Below are 19,686 nucleotides of genomic sequence, written 5' to 3'. Positions count from 1 at the left end.
TGCTGGCAGCGACCGAATATGCAGTCGCTGTTTACCCCCCAGAACTCCTTCGGAGCTGACTACCCCGAAAGCTACTCCCGATGACCCGCGCGCCGGTGTACCGGCTCTCCCCTGTTTTGGATGGCCTGCGCTTAAGGATAGTTGCTTATTCGGGAGGTAAAGGCGAGATACGTAATTAGTTGTGGCAGACCGTTCGTCTGCCACCGCGCGAGCCCGCGGGGACCGGGGCTTGCGCGTAACAAAAAAATTATTCGGAAGTGCCTTGCGCCGTTTCCGAAGGGTAAGTCGTACGCCACAGCTCAAAACCGCCATCCATGCTGTAGACGTCGGAGAAGCCCTGGCTGATCAGGTACGCCGCCGCGCTCTGGCTGGAATTACCGTGATAGCAGACCACTACCGTCGGTGCATCAAGATCGGCGGCACGGATGAAATCAGAGATGGAAACGTTGTCCAGATGCTTCGAGCCGGCGATGTGCAGTGCAGCAAAAGTTGCCGGATCGCGGACATCGACCACCACCGCGCCTTGTTCGCGCAGGGCCTGGGCCTGTTCTGGGGGGATACGTTTGAATTCGCTCATGGCGGGCTCCTGTGGCTCGGCTGAAAGCGCAGTCTAGCGCGGGGCGCTGGCTGACGATGGTTCGGGGATAAGTGCGGCGACTGGCGGCAGGGCAAGGCCATGCTCATCGCATTTGCAAGACAGACGTTCACCGCTGTCGACATTCATGAGGGTCAGGGCGCCACCCCAGACACAACCGGTGTCGAGGGCCGAGATGCCAGGCTCATTGCATCGGCCTTCCAGAGCGGCCCAGTGGCCGAAGATGATCTTCAGGCCCTTGGTCTTGCGCTCTTTGTGCTGAAACCAGGGTTTGTAGCCCGGTGGCGCATTGTCGAGGCCTTCCTTGCTTTTGAGGTCAAGCTTGCCCTCGGCGGTACAAAACCGCATGCGGGTGAAATAGTTGGTGATCACCCGCAGGCGTGTCACGCCTTTGAGGTCGTTGTCCCATTTCGCCGGATCGTTGCCGTACATGCCATCGAGGTAGGGCGGCAACAGGTTGTCATCGCGCAATGCAGCCTCGACTTCGGCGGCATACTTCAAGGCCTTGCGCAGTGACCATTGGGGCGGAATGCCGGCATGTACCAGGGCGACATCGCGCTGTTCGTCGTAATGCATGAGCTTTTGCTGACGCAGCCACTCCAGCAGTTCCGCGGAATCGGGCGCTGCGAGAATCTCGAGCAGGGTATCGGATTTCTTCAAGCGTTCGATGTTTTTTCCGGCAGCCAGCAAGTGCAGGTCGTGGTTGCCGAGCACGCATACCAGCGATTCGCGGATGCTATAGAGGAAGCGCAAGGTGTCCAGGGACTGCGGGCCACGGTTGACCAGATCGCCTACCAGCCACAGACGATCCCGTGTCGGGTCGAAGGCGACCTGCTTGAGCAGGCATTGCAATGCTTGAAGGCAGCCTTGCAGATCGCCGACGGCGTACGTTGCCATCAGTGCAGAGCTCCGGGCACCGCCAGACGGAAAGGGGCGATGATGGCGTCGAAGTGTTTGCCGTCGTCGGCAACCATTTCATAAGTGCCCTGCATCGTGCCGACCTTGGAGGTCATGACGGTGCCGCTGCTGTAGGTGTGGCTTTCGCCCGCGTCGATCAACGGTTGCTGGCCAACAACGCCGGCTCCGCGAACCTCTTCGACATGCCCGTCACCGTCGGTGATCACCCAGTGCCGCGACAACAGTTTGGCCGGTAGCTCGCCATTGTTGTGCACGGTGATGGTGTAGGCGAAGGCAAAGCGGTTTTGCTCGGGTTGCGATTGTTCTGCCAGATAGCGGGTGACGACGCTGACGTCGACCTGGTAACGAGGATCGGACATGCAAGAGGCCTTAAACGAAGCGGAACGCGGGGCGTAGCTGATGGAGATCAGTCTAGGCCAAGTATCGGGTAGTAAACCAGACATGGAGGCTGGTGTCCTACCCGATAACGCTCATAGCCTGTCAGTCGGCGGCGGGCTTCTGTAGGACTTGTTCGCTGAGCTTGTCGGCCAGGCGCACGAAGGCGGCCAGATCGAGCTGTTCGGGACGCAGGCTGCCATCAACGCCGGCGGCTTCGATTTCAGCGTTGCTCAGCAGCAGCTTGAGGGTGTTGCGCAGGGTCTTGCGGCGCTGGTTAAAGGCTTCGCGTACGACGCGCTCCAACAGCTTGTGATCCTTGGCCGGGTGCGGCAGTACCGCGTGAGGCACCAGGCGCACGATAGCCGAATCGACTTTGGGCGGCGGATTGAACGCACCCGGGCCAACGTTGAACAGATGCTCAACTCGGCAGTGATACTGAACCATGATCGACAAGCGACCCCAGTCACCACCACCAGGACCTGCTGCCAGGCGCTCGACCACTTCCTTTTGCAGCATGAAATGCATGTCGCGAATCAGACTGGCGTTATGCAGCAGGTGAAAAATCAGCGGCGTAGAGATGTTGTACGGCAGGTTGCCGACCACCCGCAGGCTGTTCGGCGCGGCGTTCAGGCTGGTGAAGTCGAACTTCAGCGCGTCGCCCTGATGCAGGTTGAAATTGCTCTTGCTGGCAAATTGCTGGTTGAGGATCGGGATCAGATCCTTGTCCAGTTCCACCACGTCCAACTGGGCGCCGCTGTTGAGCAGGCCTTGAGTCAGCGCACCCTGGCCAGGGCCGATTTCCAGCAGACGGTCTTCGGGCTTGGCGTGGATGGCGCGCAGGATGCGGTCGATAACGCCGGCATCGTGCAGGAAGTTCTGGCCGAAGCGCTTGCGCGCCCGGTGTTGGTAATGCTCGGTCATAAACGGGTCTCGGCCATCTGGTAGGCGGTTTCCAGGGCGACTTGCAGGCTGCCGGTATCGATTTTGCCGCTGCCGGCCAGGTCCAGGGCAGTGCCGTGGTCGACCGATGTGCGGATGATCGGCAAGCCGAGGGTCACGTTGACGGCCGCGCCGAAGCCTTTGTACTTCAGCACAGGCAGGCCCTGGTCGTGGTACATCGCCAGCACTGCATCGCAGTGCTCCAGATACTTGGGGGTAAACAGAGTGTCGGCGGGCAGGGGGCCACGAAGGTCCATTCCTTCGCCGCGCAGGCGCTCTAATGTAGGTTCGATAATGTCGATTTCTTCATGGCCCAGGTGTCCGCCTTCGCCGGCATGTGGGTTGAGCCCGCACACGAGGATGCGTGGCTGGGCAATGCCGAATTTTTCTTGTAGATCGGCGTGCAGAATTCGCGCGACCCGTTCCAGCCGCTCCGGCGTGATCGCATCGGCAATCTCGCGAAGAGGCAGATGAGTGGTGACCAGCGCCACGCGCAATCCGCGAGTGGCGAGCATCATCACCACTTGTGCGGTATGGGTCAGGTCGGCGAGAAATTCTGTGTGCCCGGAAAAGGCGATCCCGGATTCATTGATCACGCCCTTATGTACAGGGGCTGTGATCATGCCGGCAAAATGCCCATCCAGGCAGCCTTGGCCCGCTCGGGTCAGGGTTTCGAGAACGAAAGCCGCGTTGGCCTTGTCCAGTTGCCCGGCAGTGACCTTGGCGTTGAGCGGTGTATCCCAGACATACAGGCTGTTGGCTGGCGCGGGTACATCCGGCCAGTTGTCCGGGTTTACCGCCAGCAAATCGACCACCACCCCCAGCTGCACGGCCCGCTCAAGGAGCAGGTCGCGGCTGGTAATGGCAATCAGGGGGTGTGGCTGGGCTTGCGAGGCGAGCAGCAGGCACAGGTCAGGACCTATGCCGGCCGGTTCGCCGGGTGTCAGCGCGAAACGCTTGGGGTTCACTGCGCTGCCTGGTCTGCACCAGGGAGTTTGATCTCTACGTACGCTTCGTCACGGATCTGACGCAGCCAGGTTTGCAGCTCTTCGTCGTATTTGCGGTTACGCAATACGGTCATTGCTTGTTGCTCGCGGGCCTGGCTGGTGCTGTCAGTGGCACGACGGCCAAGGACTTCCAGTACATGCCAGCCATATTGGGTCTGGAACGGCTTGGACAGTTTGCCTTGAGGGGTCTTGGCCATCACTTCGCGGAACTCGGGCACCAATGCATTTGGGTCGATCCAGTTCAGGTCGCCACCGTTGAGGGCGGAACCCGGATCTTCCGAGAAGCTTTTCGCCAGTTCGCCGAAATCTTCGCCCGCTTCGATTCGGGTGTAGAGGGACTCAGCGAGGGCTTTGGTTTTTGCTTCGTCGCGGATCGGACTCGGTTTGACCAGGATATGACGCACGTGCACTTCATCGCGTGTCTGGGTCTCACCGCCACGCTTGTCGAGGATCTTCAGGATGATGAAGCCGCCCGGCGTACGCATTGGCTGGGTAATGTCGCCGACCGCCATGGTGCTGAGCATGCGATCGAACGGAGGTGGCAGTTGACCGGCTTTACGCCAGCCCATGTCGCCACCTTCCAGTGCGGTTTCGCTGGCGGATTTGGCAATTGCCAACTGACCGAAGTCAGCGCCTTGCTTGAGCTGCTGGTAAACCGCGTCTGCCTGCTTGGCTGCATTCTGAATCGCGTCGGAGTTGGCGCTTTCCGGCGTAGGAATCAGGATGTTGGCCAGGCGGAATTCTTCGGACAGCTGCATTTTGCCAAGGTCGGAAGCGAGGAAGTTCTTCACTTCCTGTTCGGAAACCTGGATACGCTCGGCCACACGACGCTGACGCACACGGCTGATGACCATCTCGCGGCGAATCTGGTCACGGGCGTCGTCGTAAGACAGACCGTCGCGAGTCAGGGCGGCGCGGAATTGATCCACGGACATGTTGTTGCGCTGGGCAATGGTGCCGACAGCCTGGTTCAGTTCTTCATCGGTAATGCGGATACCGGAACGTTCGCCGATCTGCAGTTGCAGGTTCTCGACGATCAGACGTTCAAGTACTTGCTGATCCAGCACGTTGGCCGGCGGTACGGCAGCACCGCGCTTGGCGATGGTTTGCTGAACTTCGTGGACCCGTTGGTCCAGTTGGCTCTGCATGACCACGTCGTTATCGACAATGGCCACCACTTTATCGATGGACTGTACCGCGGCGTTCGCCGCGGTACCCAGGAACAACGCGCCCAACACTAGCGGGCGCAGACAATCAGAAAGCTTGGTCTTCACGTTCACGATAACCTTGGATGCCTTTGTCGAGGAAGCTCTCTACTTTGGCGCCGGTGAGGCCGCCGAGACCTTTCAGAACGATTTGTAGGAAGACGCCGTGGTCGCCTTTTTCGTTTTGCGGAGCTTCCTGACTGAACTCGTCATAGGAAACCCAATAACGGTTGATCAGGCGCAGTTTCCAGCAGCAGTTGTCGTACTCGAAGCCACCGAAAGCTTCCAGGGTACGGTTACGGTTGTAGTCATACTGCCAGCGGCTAATTGCGTTCCATTGCGGCACGATCGGCCAGATCACCGAGAAATCGTGCTGCTCAATCTTGTAGTAGTCCTTCACGAAGCCAGGCTGCCCCGGGGTGCCGTAGTCACCACCGCCGACTTGCCATTTACCGGTGTTCTGGTCGTAACGGACCTGGTCATTGCGATAGCGATAGCCGGCGTTGATGACCTTGTTCGGGTTGTCTTCAGGCTGGTAGTGGAACATCGCGCTGCCCGAGCGAGGGCTGCGGCTGTCCGGGTCCCAGTTGTAATCGGCCGTGGTGCGCCAATCGCGGTTCCAGCGATATTCGTATTCCAGGGCATAAGGCGAAACGTTGGCGTGTGCGTCGTCGCGGGTTTTCGCGTCGATACCTGGCAACTGGACTTCGCGGTCCTTGAAGTACAAGGCCTGGCCAACACTGATACGTTGACGTTCGAAACCGTTTTCTTCGATCCAGCGGTTGGTCACGCCCAGCGACAGTTTGTTCTCGTCACCGACACGGTCGGAGCCAGAGAAGCGGTTGGCACGGAACAGCGAGGCGTAGTTGAAGGTGTATTCGGCGGTGTCGAAGACTGGAATGTCGGTCTGGTCTTTCTCAGGTACATAGAGGTAGTACAGACGCGGTTCCAGGGTCTGGCGATAGTTCTTGCCGAACCAGTTCGTGTTGCGATCGAAGTAAAGGCCGCTATCGATGCTGGCGATTGGCACGCCACGGCTTTGGTTGCTGCCGAAGGTGCCGTTGAGTCGATCGCCTTCAGCGCCTTGGCTGGCGATGTCAGCTTTGCCCTTGTTATCGAGATCCAGGTCGTACTGGGTGTATTGATATTTGAGCGACGGTTTCAGGAAACCATAAGACGCTTCCATCGGATAGCTGACAACCGGAGCTACGTTGAGACGATTGCCGTTGGCCCGGGCCAGGCCGAAAACGTTGGTATCAAGCCGTGGAGTACCGAAGCTGCCATCCGCATTGAGCGGCCCGCCATCTTCATCTGTGAAATTGCCGGTTTTCAAATCCCGATCAAACCGCACGATTTCCGTGTTGTAAGCGAAATCCAGGCCGCCCGGATGCTCCGGCAGCGCACCATCAAAGGTGATCTGCGGCAAGCGGTCATACGGCGTGATGTTTGAAACGGTCGCCAACTGGTAAGCCTGAGCGTTGATGCGAGCGGTGTAGCTGTCGCCACGATAGGTGACAGAACCCTGCTGGTTCACGAAGTCAGCGCTTTTCACACCGATCTGGTCAGTCTGCAGATCCTGGAAGTAATACGGATCGCTGAGCTTGGTGTAATCGACTTGTGTCAGAACGCGCGAGTCGAGACCGCCCTTGTGCTGCCAGTTATACATGTAGCGGTTTTTCTGGTAGTCGGTCTGCTTGCTGCGATCGGTGTCTTCGTCGTTGAGGTACGCGGCGCCGAACTGACCTTCGCTGGACGGGGTCAGGTAACGGAATTCGCCTTCCATCAACAGCCCGTGCTTGCTCATGTAGCGCGGGTACAACGTGGCATCGTAGTTTGGTGCCAGGTTGAAGTAATACGGTGTGACCAGCATGAAACCGGTATCGGTGCCGGTGCCGATGGTCGGCGGCAGGAAACCGGACTGGCGACGGTCATCGATCGGGAAATAGATGTACGGTGTGTACAGAACCGGAATGTCCTTGACCCGCAGTGTCACGTTGGTCGCGGTACCGAAACCGGTGGCCGGGTTCAAGGTGATGTTGTTGCCCTTGAGCTGCCAGGCGTTGCTGTCCGGTTCGCACGTGGTGTACGTACCATCCTTGAGGCGGATGATCGCGTTCTCGGCACGTTTGGCGTACAGCGCGTTACCGCGGATACGGGATTTATGCATCACGTATTCGGCGTTGTCGACCTTGGCTTCACCGGTGTCGAGCTGCACGTCGGCGTGGTCGCCAACGATCAGTGCGCCGTTGTCGCGAATACGGACGTTGCCGCTCAGTTCGCCACGGCTCTCGGCCTGGTACAGGTTCGCTTCGTCGGCTTCGACCTGCATGCTGCCCTGGCGCATGACCACGTCACCCGCGAGGGTCGCGACCTGCTCATCCTGCTTATAACGAGAGGCTTTGGCGCCGAGAAAGGTTGGAGCGTCACTTTTATTCGTCTTGTCATTCATGCCAGGACGAATTGGTTCGATATAGGAACCAGCGCAGTAAGGACCGGTTTCGGCCAATTGCGCTGCAGTGAGCTTCTCGCGCGGAACCCAGTCGAGGTGACTGTAGTCTTCGCTACGCGACTTCAGGCCACGGCCCTTGGATTCAGTCACCAGCACAGGCTTGGCGCCGGTGTCTTGACTTAAACCGCTGTCGGCCGGAGTCTCGCCGCTCGAGCTTACCGCCGCACTGCCGTCATGGACGGGGCGAGGTGGCAGCGCAGCTGCTGGAGATTTTGGCGCACAGTTCCAGGCACCCGAAGCAGAGACTGAGCAGTCATACTGTTCCGCGGCGACCACGAATGAAGTGGCTAGAGGTTGCAGGGCCAGCAGACTGCCGGTAACCAACAACGGAAATTTTTTACGAAACGCGGGGGATTTCAATGCCATCTTATTAGTCCGGGCTTCCTGCGTGCCATCTGCCCGCGGTGTGGGCCGCACGCCTCTCGATGGTCTGAAAAAGATGCTGGATAATAAAGCATGACCCGCTTGACGGCTAGCGCCGTCGGAGACCCTTGCAATGCCTGACCAAGATGTACGTTTGCAACACCTGAAAGTTTGGCTCGATGAGCAATTGGCTGCCCTCTTTGCAGAACAGGGTTGGGGTGCCGTACCCCCGGCCACGTTGACCGCGGCCAGTAGCGATGCGAGTTTTCGACGTTATTTTCGCTGGGAAGGCGAGGGCAGAAGCTTCGTCGTGATGGACGCGCCACCGCCCCAGGAAAACTGTAAACCCTTCGTGGATATCGCTTTTTTGTTGGCGAAATCCGGAATAAATGTTCCGAAAATTTATGCCGAAGACCTCGAGCGTGGTTTTCTTTTGCTCAATGACCTGGGCAACAAGACTTATCTGGACGTGATCGACAGCGAAAATGCCGACGATTTGTTCAAGGATGCCCTGCAAGCGCTGGTGGCTTTTCAGCAGTTGCCGATGGTTGCACCGCTGCCAAGTTATGACGTGGCGTTGCTGCGCCGCGAGCTGGAATTGTTCCCTGAGTGGTACGTGAAGCGCGAATTGGGCATCGAGTTCGACTCGGCGCAGCAAATGCTCTGGCAGAACGTGACTGAGCTATTGATCGACAGCGCACTGGCCCAGCCTAAAGTGCTGGTGCACCGCGATTACATGCCGCGCAACCTGATGCTCAGCGAGCCAAATCCCGGCGTGCTGGATTTCCAGGACGCAGTCTATGGTCCCGTGACCTACGACGTGACCTGCCTGTTCAAGGATGCGTTCCTCAGCTGGCCCGAGGAGCGTGTGCGCGGCTGGCTGCAAGCCTACTGGCAGCAAGCGGGCGATCTCGGGATCCCGGTTCAGCCCGACTTCGAAGATTTCCTGCGTGCCAGTGACCTGATGGGCGTGCAGCGGCACCTGAAAGTGATCGGCATCTTTGCCCGCATCTGCCACCGTGACGGCAAGCCACGCTATCTCGGCGATGTGCCACGCTTCTTTGCATATATAGATGCCGTGATCGCCCGCCGTCCTGAACTGGCCGAGCTGGATGTGTTGCTGATGAGTCTGCGTGCTGGAGCGAATGCATGAAGGCAATGATTCTGGCGGCAGGCAAAGGCGAGCGCATGCGCCCGCTGACCCTGACCACGCCGAAACCGCTGGTTCGCGCTGGCGGTATACCGTTGATCGAGTATCACTTGAAAGCCTTGGCGGTGGCGGGGTTTACCGAGGTGGTGATCAACCATGCCTGGCTCGGCCAGCTGATCGAAAACTACCTGGGTGATGGCTCGCAATACGGCGTACGTATTCAATACTCGCCGGAAGGTGAGCCGCTGGAAACCGGAGGCGGGATTTTCCGCGCGCTGCCCTTGCTGGGTGACGAGGCCTTTATGGTGGTCAACGGTGACATCTGGACCGACTACGACTTCAGCGTGTTGCACCAACCCATCACCGGGCTGGCGCATTTGGTGTTGGCGGACAACCCTGGCCATCACCCGACCGGCGATTTCAGCCTCATCGACGGGCAAGTACGCGACGGTCAACCGGACACTGCAACCCTGACCTACAGCGGCATCGCGGTCTTGCACCCGCAGCTGTTCGACGGTTGCTCCGCCGGCGCCTTCAAGCTTGCACCGCTGCTGCGCAAGGCCATGGCCGATGGACAAGTCACCGGCGAGCACCTGAATGGACATTGGGTGGATGTTGGCACTCACGAACGTCTGGCTGAAGTCGAAACCCTGTTAGAAGCGAGACGCTGACATGTTGTGGCCAGGGACTCTGATTGGAGCCGGAGCGGGCTTTTACATCGCCAGCATTCCGGGGGCCATGCTTGGCGCCTTGTTGGGGCAGGTGCTGGACCGGCACTTGCACTTGCAGAGCTGGGCGCACTTGCGAGAAAAACTCGGTGGCCGCTCGGTGCTGCGCAACGATGAACTGCTGTTTGTGTTGCTGGGGCGGCTGGCCAAGTGCGATGGACGGGTGGTGGAAGGCCACATCCAGCAGGCCCGTCAGGAAATGCGTTCTCTGGATATGACCGAGTCGGCCCAGCGCCGGGCCATTGCCGCGTTCAATCGCGGCAAGTCGGGAGATGACCGGTTGCGCGGTTATTTGCGCCGCTTGAGCGCTCAGCCCCATGCGGCCGAAGGCGTCTTGCGCGCCTGTTGGCGGATGATTTGGGCGGATGGCCGCGCCGGTAACGCTGAACGAGAGCTGATCAGGCAGTGGGGTAAATGGCTGGGCTGGACGTCACGACAGGTTCAGGCTCTGTCGGCCGATTACGAGCAGCACAAGTTTGCACAGGCCAGCAGCGCGTTGACCTATCAAGATGCTCTGCGGCTTTTAGGCGTTTCGGCGACCACCGAGCCGGCGCAGATCAAGCATGCTTATCGACGCCTGCTGAGTCGCCATCACCCGGACAAGATCGCCGGCAGCGGTGCGACGGCGCTGCAGGTGCGCGAAGCCACTGACAAGACTCGCGAACTGCATAGCGCCTACACATTGATTCGCGAACGACGGGATTTTCGGTAGTGGCCCGGAAGATCAAAAGATCGCAGCCTTCGGCAGCTCCTACAGGTGTACGCATAACCCGGTGTAGGAGCTGCCGCAGGCTGCGATCTTTTGCTTTTGCTTTTGCTTAATTCGCGTTCTGTGGATTCAACCAGCCGCGCACCCGACGGAACAGTTGCTCTTGCTCAGCCTTGGAATTACCCGGCAATGCCTTGAGCGAGACCTGACTGAACCCCGAAGTCTTCAACCGTTTGCTGGCCTGCAAGCGTTCCAGCGCCAGGTTGCGATCCAGCGGCTTGTCCATATAGAAGATGTCTGCGGTGGGCAGCTTCAGGGTCGGTGTCAGTTCGACCAGCTCTGGTTTGGCTTTCGCCGGCATCTGGGCGGCGACCATCACAAACTTCTCCACTTGCGGGGGCTGCTTCTCGCTCAGGTAGCGCGCGGCCCAGTAAGCGCCAGTACCATGCCCCAGTACGACAATGCGGCGAGCGCTTTGCTGTTCGGCGTAAGCAATCGCGGCGTCGATGCGGGCGAAGATTCGCTCGGCGTCGGCTTTGGCCTGTTCCTCGGTGGTTTCGGCGATCGCCTTGTCCGCCACCTCCGCTTCACCGCCCGCCGCTTGTTCGATGGGCGCTGCAGTGGTCGAGTCTTTGCTGCCGGTGTCAGCGGCTTTTGGCGTGGGTGCCACTTCTACGATACGCGGCGCAATGGCATCGCTTTGCAGGTCCGGCAAGGTGATACTCAGGCTACTCCACTCGGCGTCCGGCAATTTACGTCGCAATGGACCGATTGCTTGCGGCCAGTCAACGGTTTCGCCGGCGCCCGGGATGATAATCACCGCGCCTTTGGGGTCGGCGGTATTGGCCGGTTTCCACAAGGCCAGAAACGTGTCGCTGCCCGCTTGCAGTTGCTGCTGTTCCTGAGCAGGGATCTGTCGCTCAAGTGCAGACGCTTCTTCCTGACTACGCTCAAGCAGCGGTTGGCGCTCGACCGGTTTTTCTTCGGTGGGTGTTTCCGTAGTGGCAGGTGCCGGGTTGGCAGCCTCGACGGAAAAGGCGCAAGGCAGGATCAGCGACAGGCACAATGCTGGCAGTGCCAGGCGGTAGACAGGGGGCATCGGATATTCCAGGCCAGAAGTTATTCCGGCAGCCTAATGGGTTGGTCAGTATTTGTCAGTGTGTGAGACTTCGATGATGCGTTTTCGCTGCCTGTGGGTTATCGGCTGTTTGTGGTTTCCCTTGATGGGCTGGGCGGCTCCCGCGCCACCGGTGCACGTCGCGCAATTGTCCGCGGGCCAGCAGCAATGGCTGGCGCAACATGGCGAATTGCGCGTGGGGCTGGTGTTGCAAGTGCCCTACGCCCAATACGATCGCCGCTTGCAGCGTTTGTCCGGGGTCAATGTCGAGCTGATGAAGTGGCTGGCCAAGGCGCTCAACGTCGAGCTGAGCTGGCGCAACTTTCCCGATCTGGAGCAACTGGAAGCCGCCGCGCGCGAGGGTGAAATCGACATCGCTCCGGGGCTGACCCAAACCCCCGGTGGCCTGCGGCTCTGGCAGTTTTCCGACCCGTATATGCGGGTGCCGCAACTGGTGGTCAGCGACCAGAAAAGCACCGGCGTGGTAGAGCTGGAAAAACTCGACAGCCAGACCCGCGTCGCCGTGCGCATGCCCGGCGCCACCGCCGATTACCTGCGCAGCAATTACCCGCACCTGAACCTTCAAGGCGTCCCGATCGAACGCCAGGCACTGCAACTGTTATTGAGTCAGCAGGCCAGTTACGCCGTGGTCGACGAAGCGCAGCTGGGGCGTTTGTCCGCCGAACCGGAGTTCGCCGGGCTGGTGGTGGTCGGTGATATCGGCTTGCCGCAACTGTTGCGGGTGGCCACGCGCCGGGATTGGCCGGAACTGGCCGGCATCGTCGAAAGCGCGCTGCGGGCGATCCCGGCCAAGGACCTGGAGCAGCTGCACAACCAATGGCTGCAACCCAAATACCCGCGCCTGACCGAGTCCCCGGGTTTCTGGCAAAACCTCTGTCTGTTGTTGGCGGTGCTGATGCTCAGCAGCATGGCAATCGTGTTCTGGCAGCGTCGGCAGCAGCACAGTCTTGAGCATCGTTTGCGGGCAGCGCGCGAAGACATTGCCCTGCGTGCCGCCAGCGAAGAAGCCTTGCGCCTCACTCAGTTTTCCATCGACCAGAGCACCGTCGGCATCCTTTGGGTCAACTGGGACAGCCATGTGCGCTACGCCAATCGCGCGGCCGAAACCATGCTGGGTTATCCGGCGGGCGGGATCATTGATCGGCCGCTGATCGACTTCGAGCCCGGCTTGCACATGGATCGCTGGCTGAACCTGTGGAAACGCGCCCGGGCCAGCGAGGACGGTCCGCAAAGTTTCGAAACCAACTGCGTACGGGCGGATGGCAGCAATTTGCCGGTGGATGTTTCGCTGAGCTTTTTGCGATTTCGCGACAGCGAATACCTGGTGGTCTACCTCAATGACGTCACCGAGCGCCGTCGTGCATTGGCTGCGTTGCAGGAAAGCGAGGCACGTCTGCAAGGGATCGCCGCCAACGTACCAGGACTGGTCTTTCGTCTGGAGCGGGCACCGGTGACGGGGCAGATCGACTTTGCCTACATCAGTGAAGGTAGCGAGAGCCTGGTGGGTTACTCACCGGCCACCCTGGCCCATCGCGACAAAGGCCTGCGCAGCCTCGTGCACCCGGACGACAAGGCCAGTTATCACCAAACCCAGGACCATGCGCTGGATACCGACAGTGACTGGTCGTGGCAGGGACGGATTCTCACCCGTTCGGGCGAACAACGCTGGGCCGAGATCAAGGCCATCACCCGCCGACTCGAAGACGGCGCCTATGTCTGGGACGGGATCGTCTGGGACATCAGCGAGAGCAAGCGCATCGAACTGGAACTGGCCAGTTCTCGCGAGCAGTTGCGTGAGTTGTCCGCGCACCTGGAGAGCGTGCGGGAAGAGGAAAAGGCCCGCATCGCCCGGGAAGTACACGACGAACTGGGTCAGATGTTGACCGTTCTGAAGCTGGAAACGTCGATGTGTGAACTGGCCTACGCCCAGCTCGACCCCGGTCTGAACGAACGCTTGAACAGCATGAAGCGCTTGATCGCTCAGCTGTTCCAACTGGTACGCGACGTGGCCACGGCGCTGCGGCCGCCGATTCTCGACGCCGGGATCGCCTCGGCCATCGAGTGGCAGGCTCGCCGATTCGAGGCGCGCACGCAGATTCCGTGTCTGGTGCAGGTGCCGGAGAACCTGCCGGTGCTCAGTGACGCCAAGGCGATTGGCCTGTTCCGGATCCTTCAGGAAGCGCTGACCAATGTCATGCGCCATGCCCAGGCGCATACTGTCGAACTGACATTGGCGCTGGAAGGCGACGAGTTGTGTCTGACCGTCAGCGATGATGGCGTAGGATTTGTCCCCGCCACCGGTAAGTCGACATCCTTTGGGGTTGTCGGCATGCGCGAGCGAGTGTTGATCATGGGCGGGCAATTGTCGCTTGAGAGTGAACCGGGTGAAGGCACGACCCTGAGCGTGCGAGTGCCGTTGGATGAGGAGAAGTAAGTGATCCGTGTACTGGTAGCCGAAGACCACACCATCGTCCGCGAAGGCATTAAGCAATTGATCGGCCTGGCCAAGGATTTGCTGGTGGTAGGGGAGGCGAGCAATGGCGAGCAGTTGCTCGAGACCTTGCGTCATGTTCCCTGCGAAGTGGTCTTGCTGGACATCTCCATGCCTGGGGTTAACGGGCTGGAGGCGATTCCGCGGATTCGCGCGCTGAACAATCCTCCGGCGATTCTGGTGTTGTCGATGCATGACGAAGCGCAAATGGCCGCCCGTGCGTTGAAGGTCGGCGCGGCCGGCTACGCGACCAAGGACAGTGATCCGGCGCTGCTGCTGACGGCGATCCGCAAGGTCGCGGCGGGCGGGCGGTACATCGACCCGGACCTGGCCGACCGCATGGTCTTCGAAGTCGGCCTGACCGATTCGCGGCCGTTGCACTCGTTGCTGTCCGAGCGCGAATTCTCGGTGTTCGAACGCCTGGCCCAGGGCGCCAACGTCAACGACATCGCCCAGCAACTAGCCTTGAGCAGCAAAACCATCAGCACCCACAAGGCGCGGCTGATGCAGAAACTCAACATCACCTCCCTGGCGGAACTGGTGAAGTACGCCATGGAGCACAAACTCCTCTAAAGCACACCGTAATCCCTGTAGGAGCTGTCGAGTGAAACGAGGCTGCGATCCTTTGATCTTGTTTTTTTAAGATCAGGATCAAGATCAAAGGATCGCAGCCTCGTTTCACTCGACAGCTCCTACACAGCTCCTACACAGCTCCTACACAGCTCCTACACAGCTCCTACACAGCTCCCGCAGAGTTCCTACAGGCCTTTGCACGGGCATATCCATTTGCGACACGCCTTGAAAGCCACATTTGCCCTGTCTTGTGGCTTGCCGCTCGCAGCTTGCCACTGCGCTTGCCGAAACGCGCCATCCTTGTAGGGCAATCCCTACCCCCAACCTTCCATGCGGCTGAGGCCATTCTCTCCTGCGCCCCGATTTGCGTGGTCAGCAGCGTCCACTAGGCTTAGTCCACAGCAGTCATCACAACAAAGGTGTGGGTATGAGCCAGGTCGATTCAAGCGCAGGGGCCAGCGATATTCTGGTCAGCTTTCGTGGAGTACAAAAAAGCTACGACGGCGAGAACCTGATCGTCAAAGACCTCAACCTGGAGATTCGCAAAGGCGAATTCCTCACCTTGCTCGGGCCGTCCGGCTCCGGCAAGACCACCAGCCTGATGATGCTCGCCGGTTTCGAAACACCGACCGCAGGCGAAATCCAGCTGGCCGGGCGTTCCATCAACAACGTGCCGCCGCACAAGCGCGACATCGGCATGGTGTTCCAGAACTACGCATTGTTTCCGCACATGACGGTGGCCGAGAACCTGGCGTTCCCGTTGACCGTGCGCGGCTTGAACAAGAGCGATGTCAGCGACAAGGTCAAAAAAGTCCTGAGCATGGTTCAGCTCGACACCTTCGCCCAGCGTTATCCGGCACAGCTGTCCGGCGGTCAGCAGCAGCGTGTGGCCCTGGCCCGCGCGTTGGTGTTCGAACCGCAACTGGTGTTGATGGACGAACCCCTCGGCGCACTGGACAAACAACTGCGCGAACACATGCAGATGGAGATCAAGCACCTGCACCAGCGCCTCGGCGTGACCGTGGTCTACGTGACCCACGACCAGGGCGAAGCCCTGACCATGTCCGACCGCGTTGCCGTGTTCCACCAGGGCGAGATTCAGCAGATCGCGCCGCCGCGCACCCTCTACGAAGAGCCGAAAAATACCTTCGTCGCCAACTTCATCGGCGAGAACAACCGCCTCAACGGCCGCTTGCACAGCCACACCGGCGACCGCTGCGTGGTTGAGTTGGGACGCGGTGAAAAGGTTGAAGCCCTGGCGGTCAACGTCGGCAAGACCGGCGAACCGGTCACGCTGTCGATTCGCCCCGAGCGCATTAGCCTCAACGGCGCAAGCGATCAATGCGTCAACCGCTTCTCAGGGAGGGTGGAGGAATTCATCTATCTGGGCGACCACGTCCGGGTTCGCCTGGAAGTCTGCGGCAAGACCGATTTTTTTGTGAAACAACCGATTGCCGAGCTCGATCCCGCGCTGGCCGTCGGCGACGTAGTACCGCTTGGCTGGCAGGTCGAACACGTTCGCGCGCTCGACCCACTTCTAGAGGCGCATTGATCGCCCCCCCCTGCTTCAACAACACCAACCCTGCACGTGGAGAGAACAATAAATGTTGAGATCCCTGAAATTCACCGCTTTGGTCATGGGCATGATCGGTGCGGCACACGCAATGGCGGCGGGCCCGGACCTGACCGTGGTGTCCTTTGGCGGGGCGAACAAGGCAGCGCAGGTCAAAGCCTTCTACGCACCGTGGGAAGCGGCAGGCAACGGCAAGATCGTGGCAGGCGAGTACAACGGCGAAATGGCCAAGGTCAAAGCCATGGTCGACACCAAGAGCGTGTCCTGGGACCTGGTAGAAGTTGAATCGCCAGAACTGTCCCGTGGTTGCGACGAAGACATGTTCGAGCAGCTTGATCCGAAGTTGTTCGGCAAGTCCGAAGACTACGTCAAAGGCGCCATCCAGCCATGCGGCGTGGGCTTCTTCGTGTGGTCGACCGTGCTGGCCTACAACGCCGACAAGCTGAAATCCGCACCGACCAGTTGGGTTGATTTCTGGGACACCAAGAAATTCCCGGGCAAACGTGGCCTGCGTAAAGGCGCCAAGTACACCCTGGAATTCGCTCTGATGGCCGACGGCGTTGCGCCGAAAGACGTCTACAAAGTACTGGCCGGCAAGGATGGTCAGGACCGCGCGTTCAAGAAGCTTGATGAGCTCAAACCAAGCATCCAGTGGTGGGAAGCCGGTGCTCAACCGCCGCAGTACCTCGCTTCCGGTGACGTGGTCATGAGCTCGGCCTACAACGGCCGGATCGCTGCCGTGCAGAAAGAAAGCAACCTGAAAGTCGTGTGGAACGGCGGCATCTACGACTTCGACGCATGGGCCATCCCGAAAGGTCTGGATAAAGCACGCGCTGAAGCGGCGAAGAAATTCATCGCGTTCTCGGTGCAGCCGCAGCAGCAGAAGACCTACTCGGAAAACATCGCCTACGGCCCGGCCAACATTCAAGCCGTACCGTTGCTGGCCAAGGATGTCCTCAAAGACATGCCGACCACCCCGGAAAACATCGCCAACCAGGTGCAGATCGACGTCAGCTTCTGGGCTGACAACGGTGAGCAACTGGAACAGCGCTTCAATTCCTGGGCTGCCAAGTAGGAGCTGCCGAAGGCTGCGATCTTTTGATCTTGATCTTCAGCGGTCTCAAAGCCGCCAAAAGATCGCAGGCTGCGCCAGCTCCTACAGGGCTGGTGTTTGCTTCAAGAGTTGATGCAATGCGGCATCACGCTATGTGATGCCGCCCATCCAAAGATTTCCGGAGTACGCCATGGCCACCGCCATTCCCCTGAACGCGGGCACCGACCCCACCTTGAAGCAGCGGCTCAAGCACGCCGAGCGGATCAACCGCTGGAAAGCACAAGCCTTGATCGCGCCGTTGGTGCTGTTTCTGTTGCTGGTGTTCCTGGTGCCCATCGTGGCGCTGCTCTACAAAAGTGTCGGTAACCCGGAAGTGGTCGGCGGCATGCCGCGCACCGTGACGGCTATCGCCAGTTGGGATGGCCGAGGCCTGCCCGCAGAACCGGTTTACAAGGCGGCCAGCGAAGACCTCGCTGAAGCCCGCAAGCATCAGACCCTGGGCGATTTGTCCAAGCGCTTGAACATGGAGTTGGCCGGCTACCGCAGCCTGCTGACCAAAACCGCACGCGCCTTACCGTTTGCCACCGAACCGGCCTCTTATAAAGAAGCGCTGGAAGGTCTCGACGAGCGCTGGGGCGACCCGGCCTACTGGCAAGCCGTGCGCCGCAACACCAGCAGCATCACACCTTATTACTTGCTGGCGGCAGTCGATCACCGTATCGACGACCTCGGCGAAATCGCCCCGGCCACGCCCGATCAGGCAATCTACCTCGACATCTTCGCCCGGACGTTCTGGATGGGGCTGATCATCACCGTGATCTGCCTGCTGCTGGCGTATCCGTTGGCCTACCTGCTGGCGAACCTGCCGTCACGGCAAAGCAACCTGCTGATGATTCTGGTACTGCTGCCGTTCTGGACCTCGATCCTGGTGCGGGTCGCCGCGTGGATCGTGTTGCTGCAATCGGGTGGCTTGATCAACAGCGGCCTGATGGCGATGGGCATCATCGATAAACCGCTGGAGCTGGTGTTCAACCGCACCGGGGTTTACATCTCCATGGTGCACATCCTGCTGCCGTTCATGATTCTGCCAATCTACAGCGTGATGAAAGGCATTGCGCCGACCTACATGCGCGCCGCGATTTCCCTCGGCTGCCACCCGTTCGCCAGCTTTTGGCGGGTGTACTTCCCGCAGACCTATGCCGGTGTCGGCGCCGGTTGCCTGTTGGTGTTCATCCTCGCCATCGGCTACTACATCACTCCGGCCTTGCTGGGCAGCCCGAATGATCAGATGGTCAGTTACTTCGTCGCCTTCTACACCAACACCAGCATCAACTGGGGCATGGCGACCGCACTCGGTGGGCTGCTGCTGTTGGCGACTGTGGTGCTTTATCTGATTTACAGCTGGCTGGTGGGCGCCAGTCGCCTGCGCCTGAGCTAAGGGGAGAACGAAATGCTGAGTCCTTATATGTCGCCCATTGAGCGGGTGTGGTTCTACAGCTTGCGCATTCTCTGCGGGCTGGTCCTGTTGTTCCTGATCCTGCCGGTGCTGGTGATCATCCCGCTGTCGTTCAACTCCGGGAGTTTTCTGGTGTACCCGCTGCAAGGCTTTTCGCTGCACTGGTACCAGGACTTCTTCGCTTCGGCCGAGTGGATGCGTTCGCTGAAGAACAGCGTCATCGTTGCTCCGGCGGCGACTGTGTTGGCGATGATCTTCGGTACGCTGGCGGCCATCGGCCTGACGCGGGGTGACTTCCCCGGCAAGCCGCTGGTGATGGCGCTGGTGATTTCGCCGATGGTGGTACCGGTGGTGATCATCGGTGTGGCCAGTTACCTGACCTTTGCCCCATTGGGGTTTGGCAACAGCTATATCTCGTTGATCGTGGTGCATGCGGTGTTGGGCGTGCCATTTGTGATCATTACCGTGTCGGCGACCTTGCAGGGGTTCAATCAAAATCTGGTGCGCGCCGCTGCGAGCCTGGGTGCTTCGCCGCTGACGGCGTTTCGTCGGGTGACGTTGCCGCTGATTGCGCCTGGCGTGATTTCCGGTGCGCTGTTTGCCTTCGCGACTTCGTTCGATGAAGTGGTGGTGACACTGTTCCTCGCCGGCCCTGAACAAGCGACCCTGCCACGGCAGATGTTCAGCGGCATCCGCGAAAACCTCAGCCCGACCATCGCCGCCGCGGCGACGTTGCTGATTGCCTTCTCGGTGATCCTGCTGCTGACCCTGGAATGGCTGCGCGGCCGTAGCGAAAAACTGCGTACCGCCCAGGTCTGACACGGTCTCTGTAGGAGCTGTCGAGTGAAACGAGGCTGCGATCTTTTGATCTTGTTTCTAAAAAGCAAAATCAAAAGATCG

At 59.7% G+C, this 19,686-nt stretch carries 17 protein-coding genes; 9 read left to right on the top strand and 8 right to left on the bottom strand.

The window, feature by feature from the left end; translation table 11 throughout:
* Positions 1-247 precede the first annotated feature (247 nt).
* From glpE to EAH74_RS00175, 7 genes are all read right to left on the bottom strand, one after another.
* On the bottom strand, positions 248-577 hold the full coding sequence (glpE, locus tag EAH74_RS00205) for a thiosulfate sulfurtransferase GlpE (RefSeq protein ID WP_046045372.1): 330 nt from the start codon (positions 575-577) through the stop codon (positions 248-250).
* A 33-nt stretch (positions 578-610) separates the two neighbouring features.
* On the bottom strand, positions 611-1,492 hold the full coding sequence (locus tag EAH74_RS00200) for a symmetrical bis(5'-nucleosyl)-tetraphosphatase (protein WP_123368658.1): 882 nt from the start codon (positions 1,490-1,492) through the stop codon (positions 611-613).
* Positions 1,492-1,872, bottom strand: coding sequence for a Co2+/Mg2+ efflux protein ApaG (gene apaG, locus EAH74_RS00195; RefSeq protein ID WP_123368659.1), 381 nt, complete (start codon positions 1,870-1,872; stop codon positions 1,492-1,494). The genes EAH74_RS00200 and apaG overlap by 1 nt, the downstream gene beginning before the upstream one ends.
* A 121-nt stretch (positions 1,873-1,993) precedes the next feature.
* Positions 1,994-2,812 (bottom strand): 16S rRNA (adenine(1518)-N(6)/adenine(1519)-N(6))-dimethyltransferase RsmA, encoded by an 819-nt coding sequence (gene rsmA / locus EAH74_RS00190; protein ID WP_140674630.1) that lies wholly within the window; start codon positions 2,810-2,812, stop codon positions 1,994-1,996.
* On the bottom strand, positions 2,809-3,798 hold the full coding sequence (gene pdxA / locus EAH74_RS00185) for a 4-hydroxythreonine-4-phosphate dehydrogenase PdxA (protein WP_140674626.1): 990 nt from the start codon (positions 3,796-3,798) through the stop codon (positions 2,809-2,811). The genes rsmA and pdxA overlap by 4 nt, the downstream gene beginning before the upstream one ends.
* Complete coding sequence (surA, locus tag EAH74_RS00180) at positions 3,795-5,111, bottom strand: peptidylprolyl isomerase SurA (protein ID WP_140674621.1); 1,317 nt, start codon at positions 5,109-5,111, stop codon at positions 3,795-3,797. Before surA ends, pdxA begins: the two co-directional genes overlap by 4 nt.
* Complete coding sequence (locus EAH74_RS00175; protein WP_140674618.1) at positions 5,092-7,917, bottom strand: LPS-assembly protein LptD; 2,826 nt, start codon at positions 7,915-7,917, stop codon at positions 5,092-5,094. The genes surA and EAH74_RS00175 overlap by 20 nt, the downstream gene beginning before the upstream one ends.
* Positions 7,918-8,047: 130 nt before the next feature.
* Between EAH74_RS00175 and EAH74_RS00170 the strand changes: the two genes are divergently transcribed.
* From EAH74_RS00170 to EAH74_RS00160, 3 genes are read left to right on the top strand one after another with little or no spacing between them, the layout of a single operon-like run.
* Positions 8,048-9,067, top strand: coding sequence for an aminoglycoside phosphotransferase family protein (locus EAH74_RS00170; RefSeq protein WP_140674615.1), 1,020 nt, complete (start codon positions 8,048-8,050; stop codon positions 9,065-9,067).
* On the top strand, positions 9,064-9,735 hold the full coding sequence (gene murU / locus EAH74_RS00165) for an N-acetylmuramate alpha-1-phosphate uridylyltransferase MurU (protein WP_140674611.1): 672 nt from the start codon (positions 9,064-9,066) through the stop codon (positions 9,733-9,735). Before EAH74_RS00170 ends, murU begins: the two co-directional genes overlap by 4 nt.
* Position 9,736: 1 nt before the next feature.
* A complete protein-coding gene (locus EAH74_RS00160; RefSeq protein ID WP_140674608.1) occupies positions 9,737-10,504 on the top strand; it encodes a TerB family tellurite resistance protein in 768 nt (255 codons plus the stop codon).
* Positions 10,505-10,610: 106 nt separating this feature from the next.
* On the opposite strand, the gene EAH74_RS00155 is transcribed toward EAH74_RS00160, so the two are convergent.
* Positions 10,611-11,600, bottom strand: coding sequence for an alpha/beta hydrolase family protein (locus tag EAH74_RS00155; protein ID WP_140674605.1), 990 nt, complete (start codon positions 11,598-11,600; stop codon positions 10,611-10,613).
* A gap of 73 nt (positions 11,601-11,673) precedes the next feature.
* On the opposite strand from EAH74_RS00155, the gene EAH74_RS00150 reads away from it, so the two are divergent.
* The 6 genes from EAH74_RS00150 (at position 11,674) to EAH74_RS00125 (ending at position 19,605) form a co-directional block, all read left to right on the top strand.
* On the top strand, positions 11,674-14,073 hold the full coding sequence (locus EAH74_RS00150; protein WP_140674602.1) for a PAS domain-containing sensor histidine kinase: 2,400 nt from the start codon (positions 11,674-11,676) through the stop codon (positions 14,071-14,073).
* Positions 14,074-14,703: a response regulator gene (locus EAH74_RS00145; protein WP_003210977.1), complete on the top strand. Its 630-nt coding sequence runs from the start codon at positions 14,074-14,076 to the stop codon at positions 14,701-14,703.
* Between the two features lie 427 nt (positions 14,704-15,130).
* Complete coding sequence (locus EAH74_RS00140; RefSeq protein WP_056741314.1) at positions 15,131-16,255, top strand: ABC transporter ATP-binding protein; 1,125 nt, start codon at positions 15,131-15,133, stop codon at positions 16,253-16,255.
* A 52-nt stretch (positions 16,256-16,307) separates the two neighbouring features.
* Positions 16,308-17,351 (top strand): ABC transporter substrate-binding protein, encoded by a 1,044-nt coding sequence (locus EAH74_RS00135; protein ID WP_140674599.1) that lies wholly within the window; start codon positions 16,308-16,310, stop codon positions 17,349-17,351.
* A gap of 169 nt (positions 17,352-17,520) precedes the next feature.
* Positions 17,521-18,768 carry an ABC transporter permease gene (locus EAH74_RS00130; protein WP_140674597.1) on the top strand — a complete coding sequence of 416 codons (1,248 nt, stop codon included), beginning with the start codon at positions 17,521-17,523 and terminating at the stop codon, positions 18,766-18,768.
* Between the two features lie 12 nt (positions 18,769-18,780).
* Positions 18,781-19,605: an ABC transporter permease gene (locus tag EAH74_RS00125; RefSeq protein ID WP_140674594.1), complete on the top strand. Its 825-nt coding sequence runs from the start codon at positions 18,781-18,783 to the stop codon at positions 19,603-19,605.
* The last annotated feature ends 81 nt before the right edge of the window (positions 19,606-19,686 follow it).

The organism is Pseudomonas mandelii, assembly GCF_006438925.1.
GTDB lineage: Bacteria > Pseudomonadota > Gammaproteobacteria > Pseudomonadales > Pseudomonadaceae > Aquipseudomonas > Aquipseudomonas mandelii_C.
The sequence above is the reverse complement of the archived record's forward strand: the minus strand, read 5'-3'. Positions and strand labels throughout refer to the sequence as shown.

Excerpts from the sequence above, each read along its gene's own strand:
- EAH74_RS00200 (WP_123368658.1), bottom strand. The coding sequence starts at position 1,492 with ATGGCAACGTACGCCGTCGGCGATCTGCAAGGCTGCCTTCAAGCATTG.
- EAH74_RS00130 (WP_140674597.1), top strand. The coding sequence starts at position 17,521 with ATGGCCACCGCCATTCCCCTGAACGCGGGCACCGACCCCACCTTGAAG.
- apaG (WP_123368659.1), bottom strand. The coding sequence starts at position 1,872 with ATGTCCGATCCTCGTTACCAGGTCGACGTCAGCGTCGTCACCCGCTAT.
- EAH74_RS00135 (WP_140674599.1), top strand. The coding sequence starts at position 16,308 with ATGTTGAGATCCCTGAAATTCACCGCTTTGGTCATGGGCATGATCGGT.
- EAH74_RS00140 (WP_056741314.1), top strand. The coding sequence starts at position 15,131 with ATGAGCCAGGTCGATTCAAGCGCAGGGGCCAGCGATATTCTGGTCAGC.
- EAH74_RS00160 (WP_140674608.1), top strand. The coding sequence starts at position 9,737 with ATGTTGTGGCCAGGGACTCTGATTGGAGCCGGAGCGGGCTTTTACATC.
- EAH74_RS00170 (WP_140674615.1), top strand. The coding sequence starts at position 8,048 with ATGCCTGACCAAGATGTACGTTTGCAACACCTGAAAGTTTGGCTCGAT.
- EAH74_RS00175 (WP_140674618.1), bottom strand. The coding sequence starts at position 7,917 with ATGGCATTGAAATCCCCCGCGTTTCGTAAAAAATTTCCGTTGTTGGTT.
- glpE (WP_046045372.1), bottom strand. The coding sequence starts at position 577 with ATGAGCGAATTCAAACGTATCCCCCCAGAACAGGCCCAGGCCCTGCGC.
- rsmA (WP_140674630.1), bottom strand. The coding sequence starts at position 2,812 with ATGACCGAGCATTACCAACACCGGGCGCGCAAGCGCTTCGGCCAGAAC.
- EAH74_RS00150 (WP_140674602.1), top strand. The coding sequence starts at position 11,674 with ATGATGCGTTTTCGCTGCCTGTGGGTTATCGGCTGTTTGTGGTTTCCC.
- EAH74_RS00125 (WP_140674594.1), top strand. The coding sequence starts at position 18,781 with ATGCTGAGTCCTTATATGTCGCCCATTGAGCGGGTGTGGTTCTACAGC.
- murU (WP_140674611.1), top strand. The coding sequence starts at position 9,064 with ATGAAGGCAATGATTCTGGCGGCAGGCAAAGGCGAGCGCATGCGCCCG.
- EAH74_RS00155 (WP_140674605.1), bottom strand. The coding sequence starts at position 11,600 with ATGCCCCCTGTCTACCGCCTGGCACTGCCAGCATTGTGCCTGTCGCTG.